General features: G+C 32.5%; 13 protein-coding genes. 7 read left to right on the plus strand and 6 right to left on the minus strand.

Annotated features, from left to right (window positions below; all coding sequences use genetic code 11):
• The 3 genes from MUN68_RS15420 (at position 1) to MUN68_RS15430 (ending at position 2,893) form a co-directional block, all read left to right on the plus strand.
• On the plus strand, positions 1–762 hold the full coding sequence (locus MUN68_RS15420) for an exodeoxyribonuclease III (protein ID WP_249993268.1): 762 nt from the start codon (positions 1–3) through the stop codon (positions 760–762).
• Positions 763–797: 35 nt separating this feature from the next.
• Positions 798–1,757, plus strand: coding sequence for an OmpA family protein (locus tag MUN68_RS15425; protein ID WP_249993266.1), 960 nt, complete (start codon positions 798–800; stop codon positions 1,755–1,757).
• A 98-nt stretch (positions 1,758–1,855) separates the two neighbouring features.
• Positions 1,856–2,893 carry an aldo/keto reductase gene (locus MUN68_RS15430; protein ID WP_249993264.1) on the plus strand — a complete coding sequence of 346 codons (1,038 nt, stop codon included), beginning with the start codon at positions 1,856–1,858 and terminating at the stop codon, positions 2,891–2,893.
• A 61-nt stretch (positions 2,894–2,954) separates the two neighbouring features.
• Here the strand turns inward: MUN68_RS15430 and MUN68_RS15435 are convergent, their stop codons facing one another.
• Together MUN68_RS15435 and MUN68_RS15440 are read right to left on the minus strand one after the other, a co-directional pair.
• On the minus strand, positions 2,955–4,499 hold the full coding sequence (locus MUN68_RS15435; RefSeq protein WP_249993262.1) for an Rne/Rng family ribonuclease: 1,545 nt from the start codon (positions 4,497–4,499) through the stop codon (positions 2,955–2,957).
• Between the two features lie 310 nt (positions 4,500–4,809).
• Positions 4,810–5,100, minus strand: a complete 291-nt coding sequence (locus MUN68_RS15440) for an HU family DNA-binding protein (RefSeq protein WP_028870804.1) — start codon at positions 5,098–5,100, stop codon at positions 4,810–4,812.
• A 134-nt stretch (positions 5,101–5,234) separates the two neighbouring features.
• Here MUN68_RS15440 and mutY point away from each other — a divergent pair, with 134 nt between their 5' ends.
• From mutY to gldD, 4 genes are all read left to right on the plus strand, one after another.
• Positions 5,235–6,281 (plus strand): A/G-specific adenine glycosylase, encoded by a 1,047-nt coding sequence (gene mutY, locus MUN68_RS15445; protein WP_249993260.1) that lies wholly within the window; start codon positions 5,235–5,237, stop codon positions 6,279–6,281.
• Positions 6,282–6,359: 78 nt separating this feature from the next.
• The gene (locus MUN68_RS15450; protein ID WP_249993258.1) at positions 6,360–6,803 is read left to right on the plus strand and encodes a single-stranded DNA-binding protein; all 444 of its coding nucleotides are present in this window, start codon (positions 6,360–6,362) and stop codon (positions 6,801–6,803) included.
• A gap of 15 nt (positions 6,804–6,818) precedes the next feature.
• A complete protein-coding gene (gldE, locus tag MUN68_RS15455; protein WP_249993256.1) occupies positions 6,819–8,129 on the plus strand; it encodes a gliding motility-associated protein GldE in 1,311 nt (436 codons plus the stop codon).
• A gap of 91 nt (positions 8,130–8,220) precedes the next feature.
• Positions 8,221–8,796, plus strand: a complete 576-nt coding sequence (gene gldD, locus MUN68_RS15460; protein ID WP_249993255.1) for a gliding motility lipoprotein GldD — start codon at positions 8,221–8,223, stop codon at positions 8,794–8,796.
• On the opposite strand, the gene pgi is transcribed toward gldD, so the two are convergent.
• From pgi to MUN68_RS15480, 4 genes are read right to left on the minus strand one after another with little or no spacing between them, the layout of a single operon-like run.
• Positions 8,793–10,448 carry a glucose-6-phosphate isomerase gene (pgi, locus tag MUN68_RS15465; RefSeq protein WP_249993253.1) on the minus strand — a complete coding sequence of 552 codons (1,656 nt, stop codon included), beginning with the start codon at positions 10,446–10,448 and terminating at the stop codon, positions 8,793–8,795. The two genes, gldD and pgi, sit on opposite strands and share 4 nt — an antisense overlap.
• Positions 10,448–11,749: a peptidoglycan DD-metalloendopeptidase family protein gene (locus MUN68_RS15470; protein ID WP_249993251.1), complete on the minus strand. Its 1,302-nt coding sequence runs from the start codon at positions 11,747–11,749 to the stop codon at positions 10,448–10,450. The genes pgi and MUN68_RS15470 overlap by 1 nt, the downstream gene beginning before the upstream one ends.
• Before the next feature lie 9 nt (positions 11,750–11,758).
• Entirely contained in the window at positions 11,759–12,691 is a 933-nt protein-coding gene (locus MUN68_RS15475) for a tryptophan 2,3-dioxygenase family protein (RefSeq protein WP_249993249.1), read from the minus strand.
• A gap of 5 nt (positions 12,692–12,696) precedes the next feature.
• A complete protein-coding gene (locus MUN68_RS15480) occupies positions 12,697–13,476 on the minus strand; it encodes a DUF3108 domain-containing protein (RefSeq protein ID WP_249993247.1) in 780 nt (259 codons plus the stop codon).
• Between the last annotated feature and the right edge of the window lie 14 nt (positions 13,477–13,490).

Below are 13,490 nucleotides of genomic sequence, written 5' to 3' on the forward strand. Positions count from 1 at the left end.
ATGAAAATCATCTCATACAATGTCAACGGTATTCGTGCAGCTATGAAAAAAGACTTTATCGGTTGGCTTACAAGTGCAAATCCAGATGTGATTTGCTTACAAGAAATCAAAGCCATGAAAGAGCAAGTTGATATCGAAGCCATTGAAAATGCTGGTTATAAATACAACTATTGGTTTAGCGCTCAAAAAAAGGGTTACAGTGGTGTTGCTATTTTAAGTAAAACGGAACCAAAACATGTAGAATATGGAACTGGCATTGAATCTATGGATTTTGAAGGCCGAAATATTAGAGCAGATTTTGATGATCTCTCTGTAATGAGTATGTATTTGCCCTCTGGAACTAATAGTGCACGATTAGAACATAAGTTTGAATATATGGATATGATTCACCAATATTTGAATGATTTACGTACAGAACATCCAAATCTAGTTGTTCTTGGTGATTATAATATTTGTCATGAAGCTATTGACATTCACAATCCTAAAATGAAAGGTGTTTCTGGCTTTTTACCTGAAGAACGTGAATGGCTTGGAAACTTTATTGATAGTGGATTTATAGATTCCTTTCGATTTTTACATCCTGAAAAACAAGAATACTCTTGGTGGAGTTATAGAGCTAATTCTAGAGCAAATAATAAAGGTTGGCGTTTAGATTATGCGATGGTTAGTAAACCCTTACAAGAAAACATCAAACGAAGCGTTATCCTTTCGGAAGCAGTACATAGCGACCATTGTCCAATTTTAATTGAAATTCAAAACTAAAGAACAAACAAATCAACAACTTAATATTACAACCTATGTTTAAAAAATTGTCATTAATAGCACTGACTTTAATTCTAACAACCTCATGTGTATCTAAAAAAATCTATACAGACTTAGAAGATAAATATGCTGAATTAAAAAAAGAAAATCGAAAGTTATCAGATAGTAATCAGGATTTAGAAACCGCATTAAATCAAGCTAAAAACGATATTGCTAACCTTCAGAAAGATTATGAAGACACTTTAGCACAACGCAACAAATTACAAGCCGATTACGATGCTACTAAAACAAATCTTGATAATTTAAATGCGTCATATGATGCTTTAGAAAAAAATAGTTCAGCTTCAATTGCAGCAAATTCAAAGAAAAATCGTGAATTATTAGCACAATTGGAAGCTAAAGAACAAGCCTTAGCTGCTGAAAATGTTAGACTTGAAAAAATTAAGCAAGAATTAGAAGCTCGTTCACAACGTGTTGCCGAATTAGAAAATGTAATCGCATCAAAAGATGCCGCAATGACCAACTTAAAAAATGCCATTTCAAAAGCCTTAACTAATTTTGAAGGCAATGGCTTAACTGTTGAACAGCGTAACGGAAAGGTTTATGTATCGATGGAGAATAAATTATTATTCGAATCTGGAAGTTGGGCAGTTGGATCAAAGGGAAAACAAGCTGTGAAGAAATTAGGTGAAGTCCTTGCCGAAAATCCTGAAATCGCTATTTTAATTGAAGGACATACAGATAATGTACCTTATAAAGGAAATACTCAACTGAGTGGTAATTGGGATTTATCAGCAAAACGTGCAACGGCAATTGTAAATATCTTACGAGAAAATGACAGCATCAACCCAGAGAATCTAACAGCAGCTGGACGAGGTGAATTCGCACCAATTGCTAGTAATGATACAGCTGAAGGCAAAGCTCAAAATCGACGTATAGAAGTTGTATTAACGCCTAAACTCGATGAGATTTCTAAGCTTTTAAATGAAATTTAGTTTATCATTCCGCACTTGATGCGGAATCTCAATAAAATAACACAAATAAATAATGAGATCCTGAATCAAGTTCAGGATGACAAATTCAAGAATTTGACATGAGATATACAACACTTCCAAAAACAGATATAAAAGTTAGTAAAATATGCCTTGGCACAATGACTTTTGGCAATCAAAATACTCAAGAAGAAGGTTTTGATCAAATGGATTTTGCATTAAATAAAGGTGTTAATTTTTTTGATGTTGCCGAATTATATCCTGTTCCAGCAACTGCAGAAACCTATGCCGAAACAGAACGCATAATTGGTCGTTGGTTTGAAAAAACAGGCAATAGAGACAAAGTAGTTTTGGGAACAAAAATTGCTGGAACTGGTGATTACACTGCTCACATAAGAACTTCAGGATTTAGTAAAGACGCACTAAACGAAGCTGTTGAAAATAGCTTAAAGCGATTAAAAACAGATTATATTGATTTGTACCAATTACATTGGCCAGAACGTGAAACTAACACTTTTGGTGTTAGAGATTACGTCCATAATCCTAGCGATCAGTGGACCGATAATTTTAATGAAATTCTTCACAACCTAGATGAGATTGTGAAATCTGGAAAAGTACGTCAGGTTGGCATTTCAAATGAAAAAGCTTGGGGAACGATGCGTTATTTAGAAGAATCTAACAAAAATGAATTGCCAAGAATGACAACCATACAAAACGCATATAATTTATTAAATCGCGTTTTTGAAGGTGATATGGCAGAAGTTGCTATTCGTGAAGAGATTGGCTTATTAGCCTATTCACCAATGGCATTTGGTGTCTTATCTGGTAAATATATTAAAGGAACTGAAGGTGATAATGCAAGATTAAACCTTTTCCCAAGGTTTGCGAGATATAGTAGTGATAAATCTACTGAAGCTACAAAACGTTATTTAAAAATTGCGGAAGACAACAATATGACCTTAGCCCAAATGTCGTTAGCCTTTGTAACTGACAAACCTTTTATGACGAGTAATATAATTGGAGCAACTTCACTTGAGCAGCTAGAAGAAAATATTGATAGTATTGACATTAAACTAAGTGACAATATTCTAAAAGCGATTAATGAAGTTCATGCAGAGATTCCTAATCCTGCGCCTTAATAACTCAAGAGGCTTAAAAACAAAAACCCCTTTCCGTTTAAACGAAAAGGGGTTTTAGATATTATTTGATTTCCTTACCATCTTTATCAAAAAAGTGGTATTCAAGATATGTGTAAGCATCTCTAGGTAAAACTTTTACCCATTTTTTGTGTTCTAAAAACCATTTAGAACGTACTGATGGAAACCCTTTGGTTAAAAAGGCTGCTATAAATGGATGCGCATTTAAGGTCATCTTTTTATAGTCTTTTTTGAAAAGCCTTTCTAAGTCTTGCGTAATGTTTTGAATCACTTTAATTGGCGCTTCAATTTCACTACCTGCAATACCATTAGGATTTTCTTCTTTAGTTTTAATGTTGCGTTCTGGGCGAACACGTTGTCTGGTAATTTGTATCAAACCAAACTTACTAGGTGGCAAAATCTTATGTTTTGCCTTATCATCATTCATTTCGTCACGAAGATGATTGTACAATTTTTTTCGATTCTCTGCTCTTCCCATGTCTATAAAATCTACAACTATAATTCCTCCCATATCACGTAAACGTAATTGACGAGCAATTTCTGAAGCAGAAATTAAATTGACTTCTAAAGCAGTGTCTTCTTGGTTTTTCTCTTTGTTAGATCGATTACCACTATTGACATCAACTACATGCATCGCTTCGGTATGTTCAATAACCAAATAGGCTCCTTTTGCCATAGAGACTGTGCGACCGAAAGATGTTTTTATTTGACGTTCAATGCCATACTTTTCATAGAGTGGCACGCCATTTTTATACAGCTTTACAATTGATTCTTTAGCAGGTGCAATCTCTTGCACGTAATCTTTAATCTGTCCATAAAGCACTTCGTCATCTACTGTAATGCTTGAGAATGAATCGTCAAAGATGTCTCTCAAAATTGAAGAGGCTTTGTTCATTTCACTCAACACCTTACTAGGATGATGTGCTTTATTTAATTTTCTACACATTGCTGTCCATCTATTCAGCAAATTCTGTAAATCTTTGTCGAGTTCGGCCACTTTTTTGCCTTCTGCGACAGTACGAATTATAACTCCAAAACCTTTAGGTGTTATGCTTCTTACCAAACGTTTTAAACGTTCTTTTTCTTCTTTAGACTCAATCTTTTGAGAGATTGAAATTCGATCAGAAAATGGCACTAAAACAATATAACGACCAGCAATAGATAACTCGCTACTAATACGAGGACCTTTGGTTGAAATTGGTTCTTTTACAATTTGTACTAATAGAGATTGATTTGATTTTAAAGCGTTAGCAATGCTTCCGTTTTTATCAATATCTTTCTCAAACTGAAAATTTTTCAGTAAAAAATCGGTATGTCTACCTGCGCTTACACGTTTAACGAATTTTAAAAGAGAAGGTAATTTTGGTCCTAAATCATGATAATGCAAAAAGGCATCTTTTTCATAACCTACATTTACAAATGCAGCATTTAGACCAGGAACAGCTTTACGTATTTTGGCAATAAATATATCACCAACGGCAAAGTTGTTATCATCTTCATCTTTGTGTAACTCGATAAGTTTTCCATCTTTTAATAAGGCAAAATCAACAATATCAGAACTCGATCGTATAATCAATTCTTTTTCCATGTTGTTAATTTTAATCTATTTTGATTCATTTCAAAACAGATGGATTTTATTTTGACACAGGATGTTAAATCCAGTAAACTCATGCACTACGAAGGTATACGTAATGAAAACTCATGAATTTTATATCAAAGAACGTTGTTTTTAAAATTAAGAAAAGTAGTTAAAAAACTACTTTTCTTAATTTATTTCTTCTTGTGACGATTAGCACGTCTACGTTTCTTACGCTTGTGCGTCGCTACCTTGTGTCTTTTTCTTTTTTTACCACTTGGCATAAATAAGTCTTTTTAAATTAATATTTCTTTTTAATGTCTTAGTTGACCTCAACATTGGTCTTAACACCTTCAACAAATACTTTTGCAGGTTTAAATGCAGGAATATTATGAGCAGGTATTTTTATTGTTGTATTTTTTGAAATGTTACGTCCAGTTTTTTCAGCTCTTGTCTTTACGATAAAACTTCCAAAACCTCTTAGGTATACGTTATCTCCTCCTTCTAATGAAGATTTAACTTCTTCCATGAATGTTTCAACTGTTGCTTGAACATCTCCTTTCTCAATTCCTAATTTATCAGAAATTTTAGCTACTATATCAGCCTTTGTCATTGTTATTAATTTTTAGGGTTATCTATTAATTATAAGGGATGCAAATATAGGTAATTTAATTTCAATATTTCAAGCGTAATTAATTAAAATTTAACCTTATAAAGATTTATTTTTGCTTTAATTGTAAAAAAAATATGGATTTTAAGAAAGTTTTAACTAATTGGTATTCAGTAAATAAGCGAGACCTCCCTTGGAGAAACACCAAAAATCCTTATTTTATATGGTTGTCAGAAATAATCATGCAACAAACACAAATTAAACAAGGATTACCTTATTATGAAGCTTTTATTACCAATTACCCAACTGTTTTCGACCTTGCAAATGCCGAAGAGCAGGATGTTTTAAAACTTTGGCAAGGTCTAGGTTATTACTCTAGAGCAAGAAATTTACACACTTCGGCAAAATACGTTGCAAAAGATTTAAAAGGTGTGTTTCCAAATGCCTATTCAGATATTTTAAAACTTAAAGGTATTGGAGACTATACTGCAAGTGCAATTGCCTCTATCTGTTTTGATGAGCCTACTGCTGTTGTTGATGGGAATGTATATCGTGTATTATCTCGTTATTTTGGAATAGACACTCCTATCAATTCTTCAAAAGGTATTAAAGAATTTAAACATCTAGCAACGACACTTATTGACGCTTCAAATCCTGGTGATTACAATCAAGCGTTAATGGAGTTTGGAGCCATACAATGTAAGCCTAAAAATCCTAATTGTAATGTTTGTCCATTAATGAATAGTTGTGTCGCGCTTCAAAAAGGAAACGTTGACAGCCTTCCTATAAAACTAAAGAAAACCAAAGTCACAAAAAAACACATTAATTTTTTAGTCTTTATGTCTTCAGATAAAAGAACACTATTTGAACAAAGAACAACAAAAGGAATTTGGCAAAAGCTGTATCAGTTTCCATTAATTGAAACTGAAGACGCACTTCCTTCAGATGGCTTTAAAACACATCCAAAAATCACATCCTATTTTAATGATATTGAATACGAATATAGCTTATACAATACAAAAGAACTTATACACAAACTATCACATCAACATTTATATACTAAATTCTGGATTATTGAAGTTGATAAACTCCCAAAGAATAGCATTCTCATTTCAAAATTAAAAACCTACCCAACTCCTATTGTAATTGGTAATTTCATTGAGGAATTTAGTTTCCCTATATAAAGAACTCACAATTTTTTCATACTTTTAAAACTACCATTACAAATTGTTTAATTTTGTAATCTTAAACTACAAATAATTATGTCAGGAACATTAAATAAAGTGATGCTTATTGGGCATTTAGGTGATGAAGTGAAAATGCATTATTTTGATGGCGGAAATTGTGTTGGACGCTTTCCGTTAGCGACAAATGAAACCTACACTAACAAACAGACAAACGAACGTGTTACAAATACAGAGTGGCATAATGTTGTTGTGAGAAATAAAGCAGCTGAAATTTGTGAAAAGTATCTTTCTAAAGGTGATAAAGTATATATCGAAGGCCGTTTAAAAACTAGAAAATGGCAGGACGACAAAGGGAATGATCGGTATTCAACAGAAATTCAATGTACAGATTTCACGTTTTTAACTAACAAAAATGAAGCTCAAACTGGTCATGTTGGACAACAACCTGAATCTAATCAGACAACAGCAAACACCACGTCGCAACCAATTACTAACGCTAATGATGACTTACCATTTTAATTAAATATTTTTATTTTGGATCCTGAACCCTCGTGTTTAATATTGTTACTAGTTTCTGGAAATTCAGCATTAATTTCCGGTCTATTACTGCTTATAATTTTACTATTTTCATCTGCATTAGTATCTGGTGTTGAAGTTGCTTTATTTTCGTTAACAAAATCGGATATTGATACTGGCTTAGTTGAACAACCTAAAGCATTTTCAATTATTTCAAGGCTTTTAGAACGGCCTAAGAAATTACTAGCAACGATATTGGTGGCAAATAATTTCATCAATATTGGTATTGTAATTCTGTTTGCCTATTTAGGTGAATCTTTATTTTATAATATTGAAGTTACTTGGATGCGATTTCTTTTAGAAGTTGTAGTCATCACCTTTTTAATTTTATTATTTGGCGAGATTATCCCAAAAATTTATGCAAGTAGAAATCGCGTTAAATTTTCAACGTTTATGGCTATACCGTTAAAGGGATTAGATTTTATTTTCTCTCCTGTAAGTTTACCTATGCGATTTGTAACCTTAGCCATTCATAATCGTTTAGGCAAACAAAAATCTAATATTAGCGTCGATCAATTATCTCAAGCATTAGAGCTTACAACAAACAGTGACACAACTATTGAAGAACATAAAATCTTACAAGGTATTGTATCTTTTGGCAATACAGATACTAAACAAGTGATGCGACCAAGAATGGATATTTTTGCACTAAATGAAGATCAAAAATTCAGTGAGGTTATCCATGAAATAACAAAAAATGGGTATTCAAGAATACCTGTCTATAAAGACAGTATCGATACCGTTACAGGTATTTTGTATGTGAAAGATTTATTACCACATATAGAACGAAAAGAATTTGACTGGACTGGTTTACTTCGGGAACCGTTCTTTGTTCCTGAAAATAAAAAGTTAGATGATTTAATGGTTGAGTTTCAAGAGAAGAAAGTTCATTTAGCTCTTGTGGTTGATGAATATGGTGGAACCTCAGGATTGGTATCTCTCGAAGATGTTATTGAAGAAATTGTTGGAGATATTAGCGATGAATTTGATGACGATGATGTCATTTATACCAAAATAGATAATAATAATTTTACGTTTGAAGGCAAAACAACATTAAAAGACTTTTATAAGATTATTAATATAGAAGACGAATCTGTATTTGAAGACTACAAAGGTGAAGCTGAGACTATTGCTGGTTTTGTTTTAGAAATTTCGGGAATATTCCCAAGACTAAAAAGTAAAATAAATTTTAAAGATTACGTTTTCACTATCGAAGCAATTGAAAAGAAACGCATCAAAGACATTAAATTTACCATTTTGAATAAATAAGGAACGTCAACCTTGAGTGCAGTCGAGAGGTTCTTAAAAACAATAGGTTTCGACTGCGCTCAACCAGACATCTCTTTAATCGAATTACATTATGAGAAAGTTACTTTTATTATGTATTGCAATATCGTGTATTGCTTGTGGAAGCGATCCAATTCCAAAACCAAAAGCGATGTTACGCTTGGAATATCCTCAGCCAACCTATAAAAAAGTAGGGCTTCCATTGCCTTTTACTTTTGAAAAAAACGAATTAGCAGATCCAATTTCAAAAATCAAACTAGATGGTGTTAATAATATTTATGGTGTAGATATCAACTACCCAAAACTGAAAGGAACTGTTTACCTCACCTATAAAAAAGTTAAGGACAACAACCTTATCGATTTATTAAGAGATGCTCAAAACCTAACTCAAAAGCACACTATGAAAGCTGATGAAATTGAAGGTGACACATATGAAAACCCTAAAAATAATGTTTTTGGAATGTTTTATGAAGTTGGTGGTAATGCAGCTTCGCAATCTCAATTTTATGTAACTGATAGCATCAATCATTTCTTGGTTGGTTCTCTTTACTTTTACGCCAAACCAAATTATGACTCTATTTATCCAGCTGCTGTATATTTAAAAAATGACATCAAGCATATTATGGAAACTATTGAGTGGAAGAACTAAATTGACTGTTTTTTATTTTGATAATACTCAATCAGATTCTGAGTCGAATTATCATGCGAATTGGACACATTAGTATCCACTAATTCTTTTAAAATTGTATTCGCTAATTGTTTACCAAGTTCAACACCAAATTGGTCGTAACTAAAGATATTCCAAATAATTCCTTGTACAAAAATCTTATGCTCATACATAGCAATTAATTTTCCTAAACTTTCAGGCGTTAATTGATCAATCAAAAAAGTAGTTGTAGGCTTGTTGCCTTCAAATATTTTAAAAGGTGTTAGTTCTTTTATTTTTTCTTCTGAAAGTCCTTGCGCTTTTAATTCTTGAACGACTACTGCTTCAGATTTACCATTCATTAAGGCTTCTGTCTGAGCAAAAAAGTTAGACATTAGTTTATCTTGATGATCTTGGTTTCCGTGTAACGATTTTGCAAATCCGATGAATTCTGCAGGAATCAATTTAGTTCCTTGATGAATTAACTGAAAAAAAGCATGTTGAGAATTGGTTCCAGGTTCTCCCCAAATTATAGTTCCTGTTTGATAATTTATTTTATCTCCATTTCGATCAACACTCTTACCATTACTTTCCATTATACCTTGCTGAAGGTATGTTGCAAATTGGTTTAAGTATTGAGAATACGGAATAACCGCTTCACTTTCAGCATTAAAAAAGTTATTATACCAGACACTTAAAAGCCCAGTAATAACAGGGATGTTTTTATCAAAATCTTCAGTTTTGAAATGCTCATCCATTTTATGAGCACCTAAAAGTAAGTTGTCAAAGTTCTCAAAACCAACAGCTAAACTGATAGACAAACCAACGGCACTCCAAAGAGAGAATCGTCCTCCAACCCAATTCCACATTGGAAAAACATTAGCTTCATCAATACCAAACTCTTTTACTTTTTCAATATTAGTTGATACCGCAACAAAATGTTTTGAAACCGCTTCTTTCGGAGCATTTTTCAAAAACCATTCTCTTAATGTATTGGCATTTGACAAGGTCTCTTGAGTCGTAAATGTTTTAGAAACGATTACGAAAAGTGTTGTTTCAGGATGTAAATTTTTAATCACTTCATTAACATGATCTCCATCGACATTACTAACAAAATGTGTCGTTAATTGATTTTTATAATACGTTAAAGCATCAACAACCATTGCTGGTCCTAAATCTGAACCTCCGATTCCGATGTTTACAACATCAGTAAACGCCTTACCTGTATGACTTTTTAGTTCACCATTAATCACCTTTGTAGAGAAGTCTTTAATTTTAGTTTTAACATCATAAATTTCAGACATTACATTTTCTCCATTGACATTAACTTCAGTAGTTTTAGGATTACGTAAAGCCGTGTGTAATACTTCGCGACCTTCGGTTTCGTTAATCACATCACCACCAAAGTATTTATTCATGGCATCTTTTAAATCCACTTCATTTGCTAATTCAATGAGTAAATCTAAGGTCTCTTTAGACACGCGATGTTTAGAATAATCTACATAAAAATCTTCCCATTGTATCGTCATTTCATTTGCTCTACTGTTATGCTTAGCAAATAAATCTACTAGGTGTGAATCTTCAATGGTTTTAAAATGTGCTTGTAATTTAGACCAAGCTTTTGTTGTAGTTGGGTTGATTGTTTTTAATGCCATTATTGAATTTGTGAAATTGAATCTTTTTCTATATTAATTTGAGGTTCATTAGAACCATCTTGAAATTGTATAGCATCTAATCTTATTTTTACAGGCGCTACGAAATCTAAATACCTCACTTTTAAACTATCTGAAATAGGTTTAGCCTCAGGTAGTTTTTCTCTTAAAGGATCGACTTGTCTTCCGTTTTTCCAGAAGCGATAACACACATGCGGTCCACCAGAATTTCCTGTCATACCAATCCAACCAATCACATCACCTTGCTTAACAAAATCTCCTTTTTTAACATTTTGCGCTTTCATGTGCAAGTACTGTGTACTATACGTTGCATTATGTCTAATCTTAACATATTTTCCGTTACCACCTCTTCTTGTTGATTCACTTACTGTTCCGCTTGCGGTTGCTAATATTGGTGTTCCAATTGGTGCAGCAAAATCGGTTCCTTTATGTGGTCTTAATTTATAACCATAATAAGCAATACGACGATTCAAATTATAGCGTGAAGAAATTCTACTAAACTGAACTGGTGCTTTTAAAAATGCTCTTCTTAAGTTTTTAGCATCTTCATTAAAATAATCTATAATTCCTTTTATAGAATCTGTTTCAAACTGAAATGCATAAAAAGGTTGTTTTTTATGTTCAAAATACACAGCTTTAATATCGTGTACACCAACATAAATTGAATCGTCAATATATTTATCTGTGTAAATTACTTTAAACTGATCCCCTTTTTGAAGTCTTCTAAAATCGATGGTCCAAGCATAAATTTCGTCAGCCATTTTATAGGCTAATCTTGGACTTAATCCTTGTTCTATCATTAACTGTGAAATCCCCATACCTTCAGGAATAATTCCTGTAGCAGTTTTCTCAATATATTTAATGGGCTTTTTATTAGTATAAGCATGAATTGAATCCGCAAAATTAATCACCACATAATCAACACTATTAGGCTGATAAACAAAACATTGTGGTGTTTGCAAAGAATCATTAGCGCAAAATAGCGTATAAGGTTTACCAACATGTAATTTTCTTATATCGAAACTATCTTTAGCTTTTTCAGCAATATTGAAAATTCTAGGATATCCTATATGATTCCGTTCTAAAATTTCACCAAAGCTATCCCCTTTTCTTATGGTATCTCTCTTAACAATGTAGTCTTCAAGCACAAAACCAAATTCTTTTTTTGGTTCTAGTACTATTGGAGTTTGTATTTCTTCTATCTGTACTTTTTTATCGTCGTCTTTACAAGACCACAAACCAATACAGATGAAAAGTGCTATTAATAATTGTTTTGGTTGCATTAATTAGTTCTATATGTTTTCTCCCCAATTTTTTAGTTCGTCTTCGCTCCAAAGTTCTGGAAAAAATATTCGTTTTTGATATTTAGGATGCATGTATTTTTTCCAATCGCTACCTCCTGTTGCTTCACCATCTCCAGTACCACTTTCTATATAGTGTTTTGCAGCGTTGTAATGTGCGATTACCCAAGTGATATTTACAGTGTAATCATAGTGTCGCATGGCTTTAATCAAATCGGCATCTTTTTGATCTGCTTCTGGTAATTCTTTAAAGCGAGACCATAAATTCTTGGTATTGTAGGTTTGCATAAAACGTATAAAATCGCCTTTATAGCGTTTTTCAAAATTTACTAAGAGCGTTGATTTTTTTCCAGTTTTATAGTCTTTTCCTGCGGCTTGCCAATAGAGATGCTCAAAAGCATGTTCAAATGGCGTGTCTCTATCTATGGTTTTTCTGAATCTAAAATCAATAAGATTAATAAGTTCTGTTGAAGCAAACTCAATCATTCTATACTGCGCACTTTGAAATCCACTTGCAGGCGTTAAGGTATAGCGAAATTTCATGTATTGTTCAATTTCCATTCCATGCTGCATGATATTAAAAGAGGTTGTAAGCATGTCAAAATAACGACTAATACGCATCAATTTATCTTCAAAATACTTCGCATTTAAATCTTCTTTTTCTGCGACTTGCTGAATTTCCCAAAGAATCATTTTAAAAATCAACTCATTAATTTGATGATAAGCAATAAATACCATCTCATCAGGAAGCGTTGTTCGCTGTGTTTGGAGATTCAATAAAGCATCGGTTTGAATATAGTCCCAATACGTAATAGGTTTACTGTAAAGCAAGCCATATAAATGATCTTCTGTATCTTGATCTATTTTTGTGTATTTCTCTTGTATTTGCTTGATAATCTTATCAAACTTGTGTAAATCTTCCATCTTAGTTAGTCAAATTGAATTTGAAAAGAATGTTTTAATCCTTTAAAAGCTTCTAGATTAGCTTGAAGCGATCCCACTGCTAAATCTGCTTTAATTTTTAAAGGAATTTTATTATCGTCAGCACTTACCCAAAGGGTTAAGCTTTCTTGCTCTTTAAAAACACGACCAGCCATTACGTAAGGTCTAAATTTCAAAGTTTTCACTTTACCGAATTCAGTTTTTATGGTTTCTCTTCCTAAAAACTTTAGTTTAAAATTGTAGTTTTCTTCATCAAAAAACATATTGAGGGTCACAATTTCACCTTCCCTAATACTTTCAGTATCGTAATTATTACGCAAGTAATAAAAAGCCGAAACCATGTCTTGAACATCTTTTTCAGTTGCGACTGTTTTTTTTGTCTTATACTTTTTATTATTAATTAAGGCTTCTTGTTTTTCATGATCAAAAGCAATTTCAATGTCTTTTGTATGTCCACCTTCATCTATTTTTCTAATGAATTTATAAGGTATTCCTGTTTCTTTATCAATATAACTTTCGTATTTATCTTTTACCTTAAAAAACCATTTGATTGCACCAGTAGTCCAACCTTTACCAACAACATGATATACAGGTTTACCATTAATATTTGATTCTTTAACCTCAAGAGTCGCGTTACCAGCTTTCAAGAAATTACTATAGCTCATTTCAAATTTGAACCATTCTCCTTCTTGAAATGCAGATTGCTCTTGAGCAAAAGATAATTGCATCCCAAACAGAAAGCCTATTATAAGTAGTATATTTTTCATTTTAGTCATAATTG

Source organism: Psychroserpens ponticola, assembly GCF_023556315.2.
GTDB lineage: Bacteria > Bacteroidota > Bacteroidia > Flavobacteriales > Flavobacteriaceae > Psychroserpens > Psychroserpens ponticola.